Source organism: Paenibacillus jilunlii, assembly GCF_900102965.1.
Taxonomy (GTDB): domain Bacteria; phylum Bacillota; class Bacilli; order Paenibacillales; family Paenibacillaceae; genus Paenibacillus_AQ; species Paenibacillus_AQ jilunlii.
In genome coordinates this window covers 125,305-140,309 of sequence record NZ_FNGM01000003.1, presented here as the reverse complement: position 1 = coordinate 140,309, position 15,005 = coordinate 125,305, and the positions used below count along the sequence as shown (strand labels likewise).

11 protein-coding genes are annotated in these 15,005 nt (G+C 52.6%); 4 read left to right on the top strand and 7 right to left on the bottom strand.

Annotated features, from left to right (window positions below; genetic code table 11):
• Positions 1-58: 58 nt before the first annotated feature.
• The 5 genes from BLQ82_RS07740 to BLQ82_RS07720 form a co-directional block, all read right to left on the bottom strand.
• Positions 59-1,486, bottom strand: coding sequence for a sensor histidine kinase (locus BLQ82_RS07740; RefSeq protein ID WP_062528443.1), 1,428 nt, complete (start codon positions 1,484-1,486; stop codon positions 59-61).
• Complete coding sequence (locus BLQ82_RS07735) at positions 1,483-2,181, bottom strand: response regulator transcription factor (RefSeq protein ID WP_020431216.1); 699 nt, start codon at positions 2,179-2,181, stop codon at positions 1,483-1,485. Before BLQ82_RS07735 ends, BLQ82_RS07740 begins: the two co-directional genes overlap by 4 nt.
• A complete protein-coding gene (locus BLQ82_RS07730; protein WP_143013373.1) occupies positions 2,174-3,457 on the bottom strand; it encodes a hypothetical protein in 1,284 nt (427 codons plus the stop codon). The genes BLQ82_RS07735 and BLQ82_RS07730 overlap by 8 nt, the downstream gene beginning before the upstream one ends.
• A 38-nt stretch (positions 3,458-3,495) precedes the next feature.
• Positions 3,496-4,221: a phosphonate ABC transporter ATP-binding protein gene (locus BLQ82_RS07725; protein WP_062528445.1), complete on the bottom strand. Its 726-nt coding sequence runs from the start codon at positions 4,219-4,221 to the stop codon at positions 3,496-3,498.
• A gap of 90 nt (positions 4,222-4,311) precedes the next feature.
• Positions 4,312-5,466: an MFS transporter gene (locus BLQ82_RS07720; RefSeq protein WP_062528584.1), complete on the bottom strand. Its 1,155-nt coding sequence runs from the start codon at positions 5,464-5,466 to the stop codon at positions 4,312-4,314.
• A 159-nt stretch (positions 5,467-5,625) separates the two neighbouring features.
• Between BLQ82_RS07720 and BLQ82_RS07715 the strand changes: the two genes are divergently transcribed.
• The 3 genes from BLQ82_RS07715 (at position 5,626) to BLQ82_RS07705 (ending at position 8,164) form a co-directional block, all read left to right on the top strand.
• The gene (locus tag BLQ82_RS07715) at positions 5,626-6,543 is read left to right on the top strand and encodes an ArsR/SmtB family transcription factor (protein WP_062528446.1); all 918 of its coding nucleotides are present in this window, start codon (positions 5,626-5,628) and stop codon (positions 6,541-6,543) included.
• Between the two features lie 36 nt (positions 6,544-6,579).
• Positions 6,580-7,332: an HAD family hydrolase gene (locus BLQ82_RS07710; RefSeq protein WP_062528447.1), complete on the top strand. Its 753-nt coding sequence runs from the start codon at positions 6,580-6,582 to the stop codon at positions 7,330-7,332.
• 97 nt (positions 7,333-7,429) lie between these two features.
• Entirely contained in the window at positions 7,430-8,164 is a 735-nt protein-coding gene (locus tag BLQ82_RS07705; protein WP_062528448.1) for a DsbA family protein, read from the top strand.
• 146 nt (positions 8,165-8,310) lie between these two features.
• Here the strand turns inward: BLQ82_RS07705 and BLQ82_RS07700 are convergent, their stop codons facing one another.
• Entirely contained in the window at positions 8,311-10,599 is a 2,289-nt protein-coding gene (locus BLQ82_RS07700) for a type IA DNA topoisomerase (protein WP_062528449.1), read from the bottom strand.
• Between the two features lie 100 nt (positions 10,600-10,699).
• Positions 10,700-12,412, bottom strand: coding sequence for a proline--tRNA ligase (locus BLQ82_RS07695; RefSeq protein WP_062528450.1), 1,713 nt, complete (start codon positions 12,410-12,412; stop codon positions 10,700-10,702).
• A gap of 501 nt (positions 12,413-12,913) precedes the next feature.
• Here BLQ82_RS07695 and BLQ82_RS07690 point away from each other — a divergent pair.
• A complete protein-coding gene (locus BLQ82_RS07690) occupies positions 12,914-14,911 on the top strand; it encodes a methyl-accepting chemotaxis protein (protein ID WP_062528451.1) in 1,998 nt (665 codons plus the stop codon).
• The last annotated feature ends 94 nt before the right edge of the window (positions 14,912-15,005 follow it).

Below are 15,005 nucleotides of genomic sequence, written 5' to 3'. Positions count from 1 at the left end.
AGAAGCTGTTATTGACAGTTTCCTCATCCCTTATTTTGTCTCCAGTCCAGTGTTTGGGCTAGAGCGGTTTTTCTTCCTTAGAAGCTTCCGGTGCCTGCTCCTCCGTCATCGGCAAAATCACAGTCACCTGTGTCCCCTTGCCAAGCTCGCTGTCCATTTCCAGCTTGCCGCCATGCAGCTCAACAATTTGCTGTGAGATCGCGAGCCCCAAGCCTGTTCCCCCATTCAGGGCATCCACCTGGAAGAAGCGGTCGCGCACTCTGCCGAGATGGGCCTCACTGATGCCTATCCCGCTGTCCCGCACAATAACCGCAAGTTCACTGCCTGGCAGCCGGTGTGCAGACAGGACGATGCTTGAATCCTCGGGAGAAAACTTCACAGCGTTGTCCACCAGATTAAGGAACACTTGCTTCAACCGGTTGGCATCGGCCTTGATAAAGAATGTCTCGTCACATTCCAACAGCAGGTGAATCCGTTTTTTCTCTGCTTTGGCCCAGATATTCAGAATGGTCTCCTGCAGCAGCACTTTGATATCCACACGTCCCATGGACAGCTTCATTTCATTCTGCTGCAGCTTAGAGAAGTCGAGTATTTCTTCCACCAGCCCGATCAGCCGGTCGCTTTCCTTGGAGATGATCTCCATACCCAGCTTGGTTTCCTCCGGATCATAACCGCCGGATACGAGCGTTTCGCTCCAGCCCTTGATGCTGGTAAGCGGAGTCCGCAGCTCATGCGAGATGGAGGAAATGAAATCATCCTTGATCTGGTTGCTGCGGATAATCTCATCCGCCATATAATTCAGCGTCGAAGCCAGATCACCGATTTCGTAGCGGTAATCGCCTTTGATGCGGGTAGTGAATTTGCCCTTCGCCATCTGCGCGGAGACAGCGGTGATATTCTTCAGCGGCTTGACAATAGAATTCGCCAGACCGAAGCTGAACAAAACGACAATCGCCATAACCGCTGAACCAATCCCAATGGATACCAGCGTCAGGTTCAGCAGATCACTGTCGATTCTTTCCATCGAGGTAACGTAACGGATGACATACGTCTCGCGCCCGTTGATATGCACCAGCTTGGAGACGGCCATTACACTTTCGTTCGTACCCGGCTGGCGGCCCACCCAGCGGCCGACACTCCCCCCCACCGCTTCCGGGACATCACTTGTCGTAATGGTGCGGTCGGGCTGAAATCCGGTGGAACTGATCAGCATATTCCCATCCTGCGTCAGCACCTGGAGTTCCGTATAGTCCATTTCGAAGAAATCGAGCAGCTTTTGCAGTTGATTGGGTGAGCGCTCTCCGGAAATCTCATATTTCAGGAAATCCTCTGCCGTCCCGATATGCGTTGTGATTTTACTGTAGACACTGTCGTAATAATACGTCCGGATCGCCAGCAGGAATATAACCTCAACGAGGAGAAGCGCCACAAAGACGACAAAAATATAGTGCAATACAATCTGTCTGCGCATCCCCTTCTTGATCATTGTCCTTGGCCTTTCCACTTATAGCCGTGACCCCACACGGTCTGAAGATATTCCGGTTCCGACGGATTATTTTCGATTTTTTGCCGCAGCCGGCGGATATTAACATCCACTATTTTGGGATCGCCCATATATTCCTTGCCCCAGACATGATCAAGCAGTGAATCACGGCTGAGCGGGGTATTCTCCATCTCCAGGAAATATTGCACCAGTGAAAATTCAGTCGGGGTCAGCTCAATCGCCTCTCCGCTGCGTTTGAACTGCTTGGAAATCAGGTCGAGCGTAAACGGCCCGGATTGAAAAGAAACCTTGGCTGACTGCTCCCGGTGCACATTGACCCGGCGGAGCAGGGATTGAATGCGGGCGATCAGCTCTGTAGGGCTGAACGGTTTGCTTACATGGTCATCCGCTCCTACCGAAAGGGCATAGACTTTGTCCTGCTCCTGAACCTTCGCGGTCAGAAAAATAATCCCCAGCCGTTCATTGGTCTCTCTGATGCGTCTGCATACCTCAAATCCGTCGATCCCCGGCACCATTACATCCAGCAGTGCGATATCAATATCGGGCACCGTGGTCAGCTTGTGCAGCGCCTCGTTTCCGTCTGCAGCCTCCAGCACCTCAAACCCGTTGCGCTTAAGGTTAATCACAATAAAACTCCGGATGGATTCTTCATCCTCCAGGATCAGTACTTTACTCATCGATTCCCTTCCTCTCAATAGGCGAGGTGATTTTGTTGCTGTCTCCCCCGCTTGTATTCTGCTCCAGTTCTCCCCGGTAGCCGATAATTTTGTCCAAATCGCTTCCGAGCATCTCCCAGCCTTCATTTTTCTCCCGGTCCCATTCTGCAGGAGTAAAGAAAGAAACCTCAGCCACCGTCTCTCCAGTGTCCAGCATGATGAACCTTAAATATTTATCCTGGACGGACTTGGTGTCAACCGTCACCTTCTCATACCATTTCGGTAAAATGTTAAGGGTGAACCGGTCCGACGGGTCCTGGTACAGCTGGTCGGAGAAGGTAAGTCCATTCTTGCCATCCCATTTATAATAGGAATTAAAATACGGAATGGTCTGCGGATCGAAGTATTCCCAGCCCTTGGGAGGCTCGAGCAGACCGATCTCCAAGATGCCGTCCCCGTCGATGTCTTCACTGACAATCTTGCGCTCCTTGAAGGTTCTGGCGTCCCCCGGAACAACCACACGCAGCTTGTTGTTCTCCATCACTACCATGGTTGAGTAGGCCGAATGGGAATCAACCGCAGCGTCCAATATGATACCTTCTTTATGTTCGGCTACTTTTCCTGAGACAATATTGTAATAATTATTAAAATACGGATCCAGATCATCCAGTTCATCCAGAACCTTGAACCCGTCGCTGTACTGATAGGTTGCAATCGTGGCAAATTCATTGCGTTTGAAATTCACAACGGTGATGTCTTGAATACCATCTTCGTTCAGATCGTCCAGCAAATATTTGGTGTAGGGCTGAGTCAGCATCTCCTCCAGAACACCGTCTGAATAGCTGTATACCACCATGCCTTTTTCTTCCCCGCGCGAATAGCCTGCAATGATATCCAGCTTGCCGTCACCTGTAACATCCTGAATATTCACAGAGTCCAGTCCGGTTCCATTGCCGTCAAACACCAGCTTTTTCACCCAGGCTTTATCGTGCTTCTCCAGGATCATGCCGTGAATCTGCACCGTTTCATTCTTCGTCAGATAGAAAACGAGCGTCTCCATGATGCCGTCATTGTCCAGATCCTCTGTAAAAATGGCGCTGTCATCATTATTGGCCGGCCGGATCAGCGTGGAGCCGGCAGGCTTCAGGGTATTGATCGCTGTCTTCAATGACGCCTTATCGGCGGACAGCTGGGGCGCCCTCATCTTCGAAACAGGATCGCTGATGAAGGTGCAGCCCGACAGCACAGACAGTGACAATGACACCGCCGCCAGGCGCTTCAGAACTTGTCTACTCAACTTCATCACTCTCTCCCGGTTGCCTTCAGTTCGGTACATTACAGCCGGGCGCGCTCCTGAGAAGTCAGTCTGCGGCCCTTTACATCATGTTTGATTCTTCCGTCATCGAGCACCCAGATCCGGGTGGCGTAACGCTCCGCCAGCTCGATCGGGATCACGGTAATGACCGTAAGCCCGGTTTCCTTGCACAGTTTGCGCAGTGTCTCCAGCACATTTTCCGCCGATTTGGGATCAAGGCCGGTAACCGGCTCATCTGCCAGTATAACCTTGGCTCCATGCACTAATGCGCGGGCAATAGCCACGCGCTGGCGTTCTCCCCCGCTGAGCTGGCTGGTCTTCAGCTTAGCCTTGTCGAGCAGGCCGAGCAAATCAAGCTGGTCCATTGCGCCCATGTAATCATCCGACCGCACCATCCCGGTCACCATCCGCCACAGCGGGGTCTGCGAAGACTGGCCGATCAGCACATTCTTAAGCGCCGTCCGGTTCGGGTTCAGCTCCGCATTCTGTTCAAGGTACGCCCATTCACGGCTGATCTTGCGTTTACCGGCAAAGGCGCTTTTCATAATATCCATTCCATCTACCCTGAAGTTGCCGCGGTCCCATTTCTCCTTGAGCGCCAGGCAGCGCAGCAGCGTTGACTTCCCGCTTCCGCTCGCTCCGAGCAGCACTACCAATTCACCTTCTTCTAATTGAAAGCCAATATCCTGCAGTACCGGAATTTTGTCTTCCCCAACTGCTTTGGCCAAATGTTCAACTGTGATCATAGTTCAGCCTCTCCCTGTCTTCATCTCTACTCTATAGTTTACTCTGAAAGCGGGATCAAATTCCATGCGAGCACTCGTTCTTATCTTACCTCAAATCGTCTGGCGTGGCGAGAATAATAACCCGGCCAGGCCGAACAAAATATATAAAATGCCCATCAGGAGAAATACCCCGCCGCCCCAGCCGAATTGCAGCAGCAGACCGCCGAGGCCCGGTCCGATAATACTGCCGAAACTGTAATGGAATGAAGAAACTACATTGGCGGCTGGCAGCAGATTGCGCGGCAGGATATCTGCTGCATAGCTGAGGCCCAGCGAGAAAAAGGAGCCTACAAGCCCGCCGGCTGCCATGAGCACGGCCAGGGTCCATAGGAACCGGTCTTGCGCCAGCGGCAGAAGGGCAAACGCCAAACCTCCGCCCACCCCGGAGACAATCAGAATTTTCTTCCGGCCGTAACGGTCGCTCCAGATGCCTAACGGCATCTGCAGCAGCAGTCCTCCAATCCCTGCGAACGGCAGCAGTGCTGCGATCTCATTGGCGCTGAAGCCGATGCGCAGCCCGTATACCGGGAAGTTGCTGTTCAGGCTTGCTTCCATATACCCGTATAAAAGTGCCGGGATCAGCGCATACCATGCCAGACTGTAGCTGCGGGCGAACCGGCGGGCCTGGCCTTCCCCATGTTCTACCTTGTCCGGACGGGAGTCCGGGAGCTTGAGCAGCACGAGGAGCAGCACAAGCAGGAACAGCAGAGCAATAGCCGCAAAAGGCGCCGCCTGCCCGAACCGGAGCAGGCTTATGCCAAGCGGCCCGAGGCTGAAGCCGAGCCCGTAAGACATCCCGTACAGGGAGAGATTGCGGCCACGGTGCGCGGCAGGCGTCATCAGCAGCACCCAGAGCTGGGCAGCATAATTGATGGCCGAGTCCCCCACGCCAACCAGCAGGCGCAGCAGAAACCAGGCTTTGACCCCAGGAAGCAGCGGAAATAAAAGGAGCGACACCAGTACAAGGCTAACCCCGGCTGCGATCAATTTTTTAAAACCAATCCCGCTGAGAATCCGTTCCGCCACCAGCGTCATCGCGAACGAGCCTACATACAGAGCGGCGGCATTCAGGCCGTTCAGCGAGGACGAGATCCCCTTTTGCTCCAGCAGGATGGATAATACCGGCAGCAGCAAGCCTTGGCTGAGCCCCGCGGCAATAATAACGGTAATCAGAATGAAGTAATTAAGTTTACTGCTCTGGTTCACAGAGGTAGCGGTACTGTCTGGCACGAATGAATCCTCCTATGTATTTCTAGATTACGGAAACTTACACGCCCTGGCAAACACCGAACATTATAGTGGACAACCTTCTTCAAAACAAGAGATAATATATAGAAGTGACCGATTTCCTGGGGGTGCAAGCTCGTGAACTATAAATTAGAAATTGATGTATCACCGGTATACGAACTGCTGGACAGTTTTATGTTATATGTAACCAGAAAATGGATCTCCAATCTGGACATCGGACCCGATTGGATCCGCGATGTCGACAGCCGCATCGCCCCGCAGCAGATTTCTGTACTGCGCCAGGCTGCCGAATGGCCCTTTAGCGACTATGATGTGCTCTACGCATGGGCGTACAACAGAGGCCCGGCTTCGAAGGTCACCCAATTCCTGGATGAGCTGGAGGCCTGTCCGCTGGAGGAATGCTTTGAGCGTACTGCACCTTTTTTCGAATCGTTCACCCTGGAAGAATGCGCCCGGATCAAATACGGCTACACTCCGCTGCTGCGGCTCTGGTACGACCAGTATTTCCGCCATACGGAGCAAAGGATGCTGCCGCTGATGATCGAAGACGCCTCGGAGAAAAAAATGCTGGAGAGCAAAATGGATATCGTCGCTCTCATTGAATATGCCTCCGGCGGCATGGTCATCGAGGATATTCCGGAGCTGGAGACCATAGTTCTGCTGCCCACTGTCCACAACCGGCCGATCAATACCTATTGCTTCTATAAAAGATTGATGCTGGTACAATATCCTGTCGATGTGCCTCAGGACAGTGAAGACGAGCCGCCTACCGTGCTGCTCCGCTTAACCAAAGCCCTCTCCGACCCGACCCGGCTGCGTATGCTGCGCTTTATCGCCCATGAGCCTAAGACGATGTGGGAGATGCAGTCGGAGCTGAGCCAAACGAGGGAAATGCTGATGCACCATCTGCTCATTCTGCGCGTCGCCGGCCTCCTGCGGGTACATTTGCGGGGAGAAGGCACCGAGCGCTACAGCATCAGACCTGACGGTGCTTCGGAACTTCAGATGTTCCTGGAGTCCTATATTCGTATATAATAATTCAGACATAGATACTTATTAGGAGTGAGCATTATGAAATATTTGACACAGCAAGTGATTTTTGATCTTGATGACACCCTGGTGCATTGCAATAAATATTTCGACCTTATTCTGGGGCAATATTTCGAGCTGATGTCCGAATGGTTTGGTGAATATGGCGGGACAACCGCCGAATTCCGCAGCAAACAGGTAGAAATTGATGTGCAAACCGTAAGCACAAGCGGGCTCGCCAGCGATAATTTTCCGAAATCCCTCATTGCGACCTACCGTTTCTTTTGCACCAAATACAATCAGCCTGCTGATCCTTATCATGAACAACAGCTGATGAAGCTCGGATTGAGCGTCTACGATCAGGAGGTCGAGGCCTACCCCGGTATGGTGGAGACGCTGGACACTTTGAAGCAGGACGGACATGCGCTGTACCTCTACACCGGCGGGGATGATACCATCCAGCAGCGCAAAATCGAACAAATGAAGCTTGACGTTTATTTTGACGACCGGATCTACATCCGCCAGCACAAAAATGTGGAGGCACTGGAGAATATCCTGAACACGCATAGCTTTGACCGCAAAAACACATGGATGATCGGCAATTCCCTCCGTACGGATGTGCTTCCAGCCTTGACTGCCGGCATTAACAGCATCTACCTGAAGCAGCAAAATGAATGGCTCTACAACCTCATTGAGCTCCAGCGCGAGATGCAGCAGTCCGTTCAGACGATCACCTCCATCAGCGAGGTGCCGCCGGTCATCCGCTCTGCTGCCCTGTACAAAAATCACGGGTGATGCGCTTCTTCATGGCTTGTTACAAATGACATATTCAGCCTGCTGCGGGTGTGATTATACTATGTGAGTAGATTTCATATCACGCAGGAGGTCAGCAATGAACAAGAAAGCAAATCCCAACACCTCAGAGGGCAACAGACGATTATTGCCGATGCTGCTCGGAGTCGTTCTCGTTCTGCTCATTGGAGTCCTTGTCTTTGTCACAACCAAAGGCACCGCCAGTGAAACGGCCGAGCTCGACGATCTCCCGAACTACACGGATGTCAAAGGAACCATCGTTGTTGACGGGCTGAAATACGAGAAGCAGCCGCATCTGGGCAGCGAAAATGCCAAGGTGAAGGTCATTGAATTCGCTGATTTCAAATGCCCTGCCTGCAAAAAATGGACCGCAGCCTATCTGGACACCTTCATCAAGGATTATGTGGATACCGGCAAAGTACAGCTATACTTCATGAATTACGCCTTTCTCGACCGTGACTCCTATCTTGCCGCCAGTGCCGGTGAAGCCATCTACAAACAGAGCAATGAGAAGTTCTGGGAGTATATGCATAAGCTGTACGAGAACCAAGGGGATGAGAGCAAGATATGGGCGACCCAGAAATTCATCCTGAACTTCGTCAAAAAGAATATCGAAGGCATTGATTACGCCAAGTTCGAGCAGGATCTTAAGAACCAGACCTATATGTATGATGTGAAGGAAGACTTCAAAATCGCCGGCTCCTATGGAGTAAACGGCACGCCCAAGTTCATGGTTGACGGCGTCCTGCTCCCTGACTCCTCCTATGAGGGTCTGACTGCTGCGATTGATGCCGGACTGGCTAAAGCCCGGTAGGAGCCGGATAAGGACAAGTAAATGTATCTGCTTACTAAAATAAAAGAGGATGTGCCCGGCCTTCATGATTGCTGGCCGGGCACATCCTCTTTTGTCATGGCATGGGCACCCCGTCCTTTACATGCCGGGGCGGGCGGTGGATCACCTTACTCAATCCCGAGCTGTCCGGTGTCGCTGCTCTTCAGCACCAGCTTGCCCTCCAGCGGTGAGCCATCCTCTGCAGTGAGCTTCAGCTTGCCGGTCTTCCCTTTCTCGATCAGCGCCTTCACCTGGGCATCGGTAAGCGTCCGGCCATACGTTTCTTTCCAGATGACGAATTTGCAGCCTTCCTTGTAATGGGAGCAGCCATAACCTTTGCGGCCCATAAAAATCATGCCGCCGCAGCCCGGACGCGGGCAGGCTCCAATGATCCTGGGGCCGGCATCCGCTGCATTCCCGGCTGAAGCCTGCCTGCTGCGGGCAGGCTTCACGGCAGCTGTGCTTCCTTCTTCCCCGCTGCGCTTCCTTGGCGCGGGTTTTTCGCCCGGCTTGCCGGAACCAGCGGCACTCCGTCCTTTGGCTCCGCCGCGGAGCGAAGGCGTCTCGCCTTCGAAGGAGGTTCTGTCCGCCCGGGACTGCACCCGGACCTTATCCACAATCATAGAGGCGAAGCGTTTCACATTCGCCATGAACTGGCTGTCTGCAGCTGTTCCTCTGGCGATTTCGTTCAGGCGCCGCTCCCACTGCCCGGTCATTTCCGGCGAGGTCAGCAGCTCGACGCCCGCACCGCGGATCAGTTCAATCGCTGTCCGGCCCTTTTGGGTAATGGCTATTTTTTTACCCTGCATCTCCACATAACCGACATTCTTCAGCCGTTCAATGGTTGCCGCCCGGGTAGCCGGCGTGCCCAGTCCTGAATCCTTCATGGCATCGCGCAGCTCTTCATCCTCAATCTGCTTGCCGGCACTCTCCATCGCTTTCAAGAGGGTTCCCTCGGTATAGTGCTTGGGCGGCTGGGTATCCTTTTCTTTGACCACGGCATCGCTGCAGAGCACCCCGGCATTGGGATCTATGGAGAAAGGCTCATTGACCTCAATTTCCTCTTCCTCGTCTTCCTCCTTGCCTTTGCCCTTGGCAGGCTTCTTCTCCTTCTTCTGGTCGCCGTAGATGACCTTCCAGCCCAGACTCAGAAGCTCCTTGACCGTTGTCTTGAAGTTTTCGCCTTCCACCTCAGTAATAACCGTGTGCACCTTATACTCAGCAGCCGGATAGAACTGCGAGAGAAACCGGCGGACTATGAGATCATAGAGCTTGGCCTCATCGGCGCTCAATCCGGATGCTTTGCGGTTCGTCGGCAGGATGGCATGGTGATCCTCAACCTTGGCAGGGTTGCAGATGAATTTGTTGCCTTTGTGCACCAGATTCCGGTTGGCCCCTTTGACCCATTCGTCATAGGTGGTACCCTGAAGCGCAGAGAGCGTTTTATGCATTTCCGGGATATTCTGTTCGGTGACATAGTTTGAGTTGGTGCGCGGATAGGAAATCACCTTATGCTTCTCATAAAGCGCCTGGGCGAGATCAAGCGTTTTTTTAGCCGAAAAAGCATATTTGCCGTTCGCTTCCCGCTGCAGCAGCGTCAAGTCATACAGCTTGTTCGGATATTCCTTGGTCACCTTCACCTCATAGGATGCGATTCTGGCCGGCTTGCCCTTGACTTTGGCAGCGAGCGCTTCAGCCTTGGCACCGTCAGTCATCCGCTCCCCCTGCCACATCCCTTTGTAGACCACTTCATTCTGGGTAAAATGCCCTTCAACTTCAAAAAATTTCAGCGAGGAGAAGGCTTCAATCGTCTTCTGCCGGTCGTAAATCAGCGCAAGCACAGGGGTCTGCACCCGGCCGACCGAGAGCAGCACATTATGCTTGGTGGTGAACGCACGCGAGCCATTCATCCCAATCAGCCAATCCGCCTCACTGCGCGCCTTGGCGGCTTTGGTCAAATTCTCATATTCCGATCCGTCCTTCAGCTCCTGAAATCCTTTGCGGATGGTTTCCGGGGTCAGGTCAGATATCCACAGGCGCTTCACAGGCTGGCTGAGCTTCAGGTGCCGCTGAATCAGCGAAAAGATATGCTGCCCTTCGCGCCCGGCGTCACAGGAATTCACCAGCAGATCGCTGCGTTTTGCCAGCTCTCCAATCACCTTCAGCTGATCCAGCGTACGCGCATTCGGCACCAGCTTGAACTCCTCGGGAATGATCGGCAGGTCGTTAATGTTCCACTTCTTGTACTTTGAATCATATGCTTCCGGTTCGGCCAGACCGATCAGATGACCTATGGCCCAGGTAATGATATACTGCTCGCCTTCCAGATAAGAACGGTAGTTTTTGGCTTTCGGTTCTATTGCGGCGGCGATATTCCGCCCCATATCCGGTTTCTCCGCAATAATAAGTGTCTTCAAAAAGTATCGCTCCTTAGCCTCAATCTTCCAAAATACGTCCAGTAGTCTATTATACCATCAACTCCGCGACTTTTTAACGTATTCCGGAAACTTTACCCCCTCAGCCGTTCTGCCCGGAAGTAACCCGCGATACCGCTTCTGTGATGTCAATGACCTCTTTGCTGTCCGATCTCCGGTCCAAATATTCCACTTTCCCCCCGGCTGCAGCCTTGCCCACAACAATGGCAACGGGTATCCCCATCAGAGCCGAGTCTTTGAACTTGACGCCTGCGCGTTCATCCCTGTCGTCCAGCAGCGTCTCTACTCCTAGCTTGGACAGCTGTTCATACAGAGCTTCCGCAGCCGCTGTCTGCACCTCGTCTTGCACCGACATTTGCAGGATATGAACCCGGTAAGGCGCCAATGCCGCAGGCCAGATAAGCCCCTGCCCATCGCTGTTCTGCTCCGCCACCGCAGCCATCAGACGCGAAATTCCGATACCGTAGCAGCCCATAATCACCGGGTTGCTCTGCCCGGCGGCATCCAGAACAGTAGCCCCCAGCTTCTCGCTGTATTTCGTCCCCAGCTTGAAAATATGCCCGATCTCAATCCCTTGTTCAAAATGAAGGACGCCTTCCCCGCAAACAGGACAGGTCCCTCCTTCCTCCGCGGTGCGGAAATCCGCCACGTGTTCCAGAGTGAAATCCCGGCCAGGCACCACATCTCGCAGGTGGAAGTCCCGCTCTCCGGCTCCGGTAATCCCGGAAGTCATTGCAGCTACCGCCCTATCTGCCAGCAGAGTCAATGATAGTCCGACTGGTCCAACAAAACCGCTCTCAACGGAGGCCGCAGCCCGTACAGTCCCAGAATCTGCAAGAGCAATTTCACTGGCTCCGATATAGTTCCGGACCTTGACCTCATTGACCTCATGATCCCCGCGTACGAGTACGGCAAATACTTGGCCGCCCCCTTGATAGATCAATGTCTTGATCACCTGCTCCGGAGCGATCCGCAGCTCCTGCTCCAGCTGCTCAACCGTACGGATCCCTGGGGTGTGGAATTTCTCGGCAGCAGGCAGATTGCTGACGTTCCGCTGCACCGCCTCCGCCCCTGTATGCACTTCAGCCTGCTCTAAGTTAGCGGCATAATCACATGCAGAACATACCGCAATCGTATCCTCGCCTATGCCCGATATGGCCATGAATTCATGGGTTTCCCCTTCGCCTCCTATTGCCCCGGCATCGGCTTGCACCGCCCGGTAGACAAGACCGCAGCGCTCAAAAATCCGCTGATACGCCTTGTACATCCTGCTATATGTATCATCCAGCCCTTCCCAGCCGGTGTCAAAGGAGTAAGCGTCTTTCATCAGGAACTCTCTGCCCCGCATCAATCCGGAACGGGGACGGCGTTCATCGCGGAACTTGGTCCCGATCTGATAGACGGTAACTGGCAATTTCCGGTACGAGCTGACCTCCCCCCGCATTAACGACGTGATCACCTCTTCATGGGTTGGCCCCAGCACAAATTCACGGTCATGACGGTCGTTCAGCTTCATCAGTTCTTTACCGTAGACTTCATAGCGCTCCGATGCCTTCCACAGCTCTGCGGGCTGCATGGAAGGCATCAGCATTTCCTGCGCACCGGCGGCGTCCATTTCCTCCCGCACGATAGCTTCAATCTTACGCAGCACCCTCCGCCCCAGGGGCAGATAAGTGTAAATTCCGGCTGCCAGCTGGCGGATATATCCGGCACGCAGCAGCAGCTGGTGGTTAACGGTCTCCGCCTCCGCAGGCGCTTCCCGCAGGGTGGTTGCCAACAGATTGCTTTGGCGCATAGTAATCAGCCTCTCTTCAGTAAATTAAGTGAAATACAGTGCCTAAACTGAACACAAAAAAGCACATCCGTCAGGGACGAATGTGCCGTGTTACCACCCTGTTTCGACTGCCGCTCTTTAACCTACAGTCCTCCATTCGGATAACGGCCGATTCCGGCAGCATGGGATGCTGCAGCTTCCAAGGCAGGATATGCTTCTCTCGTTCTGTGAGGGACCTTTCAGCCGGTGAATCCCTTCTCTGTACTAACGATCTTGAAACATAGATCCTCGGTCAATGCTGTTCGGTATAAATAGTGTTTCTAATCTATACGATTTTCGGAGCTGCGTCAAGCTTCTAACGTTTTTATAAAAAGCAATGCACAAATTAAATATTTCTTATCTAGCGTATTAGATATGAAATTAATGTGTCAATCAACCGAATATATCAATAGAGTTTATCAAAGAAAGGCTGCGAAGAGATTGAGCGATCATTTTCACCGCATCCAAAGGGGAGACACTACTATGAACACTATTCAACGACTATTCCAAAAAGCCGCATCCAGATCACTTCAGAAGCGAATGATGCTAATCTTTACTCTGATGCTGGTTATCCCCATCCTCCTTGTGAGCTATTTCTCCTATTCCAGTTCGAAGAAGCAATTGGAATTGAAGATGCAGGAATCTACACATTCCAGCGTAGAGCTGCTCCAAGGAACAATTACGGAAACTATCATTGCCGCTGAACGGAATGTTCAGCAGCTCAGCCAGCAGATCACCACTGCTGACATTGAAGCCAAGAAGCCGGAAACCCGGGCGCTGATTGATTTATTCATGAAGGAGCACCCTGAACTTGAGATTATTACACTAGGAAGCAAAAGCGGTGCCTGGATGAAAGCTCCCGATCCAGGTAAGCAGGAGTACGATCCCCGGACACGGGACTGGTATAAGGCAGCCATGGACAACGCTGGAAAGGTTACCTTGATTGATCCTTTTGTCTCTGCGACAACAGGCAATTACAATTTATACATATCCGAGACACTTAAAGACGGCCAAGGCGCTCTCACCACCAGCCTTGCGCTCAGTCATATGAGCGAACTGATCAACAGCATCAAGATTGGCACAGACGGCTATATTTTCGTTGTGGACCGCAATCATAAGTTTGTATCCCATCCGGTTAAAAAAGCGGGAGAAGACGTTCCTGAAGACGTAATCCAACTGCTGGACAAAGACAGCGGAGCGTTGTCCTACACCAGTTCAACTACAGGCCAGCAGATGCGCGGATACTATACTACCGACAAAACTACCGGGTTCAAAATTGTTGGTGTACTCTCCACTGAGGAGTTTTCAGAGGCTTCACTCCCGGTGTTGTACAATGGTCTGATCGTGCTGGGCGCAGCTCTGGTTATCGCCTTGCTCATGATGTTCTTTATTATCAAAGCAATCATAAGACCCATACTGAGCCTGAACCGGTCCGCCCGCCGTGTCAGCGAAGGTTATCTGAACGAAGAGATCCAGATTAACCGAACCGACGAGATCGGCCAGCTGGCCCAGAACTATAATCTCATGGTTGGCTCACTCCGGAATATCGTTGTGGATATCTCGGATACATCCGGCATGCTAGCTTCTTCAAGCCAGCAATTGACCGCTACAACAGAAGAAAACTCCAGGGCTACAGGTTATGTTGCCGAGCTGGTGCAGGATTCCTCAACGGAAGCCGAGACCCAAACCGCTGCTATGGCAGAAACTGCCCGGGCGATGGAAGAAATGTCCTCCGGCATCCAAAAAATTGCCGAGGCTGCCGCCTCCATCGTTGATTCCTCATCGGACACCGAAGCTGACGTATCAACAGGCAGCCGGAAAATTGAACAGATGAGCCTTCAAATGGATGCGATCCGCCAATCTACCCATCAATCCTCCGAGCTGATCAGCCAGTTGAATGGATTGAACAGTCAAGTATCGGAGATGAGCAGCGCCATTTCCAATATTGCCGTCCAGACCAACCTGCTCTCATTGAACGCGGGCATCGAAGCTGCAAGGGCCGGAGAACACGGCCGGGGATTTGCAGTGGTAGCTTCAGAGGTACGCAAGCTGGCGGATCAGTCGAAGACAACCGCCGGAAATATCCAGGACATCATTGAGCAGATGACCGGGCTCATTGACCGCACTTATCAAGCCATTCACGTCAGCGTGGCTGCCGATGTAGAGCTTGGCATTCAGGTCACCACTGAAGCCAAAGAGGCTTTCATCAGCATCGAACAGTCTACCGCAAAAATCAACGGCCAGATCCATGACATTTCTGCCATCACCGAACAAATGTCGGCCGGTGCGCAAGAGGTTGCAGCTTCTGTGCAGGAGGTCTCCAACATCTCACGTTCGACTTCCGATGCCTTCCAGAACGTTACGGCAGCGACGGAACAGCAGCTGGCTTCAATGGAGCAGATCTCCGCTTCCTCAACTGAGCTGTCCAAAATGGCTGCCGACCTGCAGCACAAAATTGAACGCTTTAAGCTTGAGGAGTAGCCTCACGTCTCTCCTGACACACTTAAGAGTGAAGTAAGAGCTAATAGAACAACCCTTTATATAGCAACATTAAAAAGCCGTCTCAACCGCATAT

What these genes read in the sequence shown, in the direction of transcription:
- BLQ82_RS07740 (WP_062528443.1), bottom strand. Translation starts at nt 1,486, where the DNA reads ATGATCAAGAAGGGGATGCGCAGACAGATTGTATTGCACTATATTTTT.
- BLQ82_RS07735 (WP_020431216.1), bottom strand. Translation starts at nt 2,181, where the DNA reads ATGAGTAAAGTACTGATCCTGGAGGATGAAGAATCCATCCGGAGTTTT.
- BLQ82_RS07725 (WP_062528445.1), bottom strand. Translation starts at nt 4,221, where the DNA reads ATGATCACAGTTGAACATTTGGCCAAAGCAGTTGGGGAAGACAAAATT.
- BLQ82_RS07710 (WP_062528447.1), top strand. Translation starts at nt 6,580, where the DNA reads ATGAAATATTTGACACAGCAAGTGATTTTTGATCTTGATGACACCCTG.
- BLQ82_RS07705 (WP_062528448.1), top strand. Translation starts at nt 7,430, where the DNA reads ATGAACAAGAAAGCAAATCCCAACACCTCAGAGGGCAACAGACGATTA.
- BLQ82_RS07695 (WP_062528450.1), bottom strand. Translation starts at nt 12,412, where the DNA reads ATGCGCCAAAGCAATCTGTTGGCAACCACCCTGCGGGAAGCGCCTGCG.
- BLQ82_RS07690 (WP_062528451.1), top strand. Translation starts at nt 12,914, where the DNA reads ATGAACACTATTCAACGACTATTCCAAAAAGCCGCATCCAGATCACTT.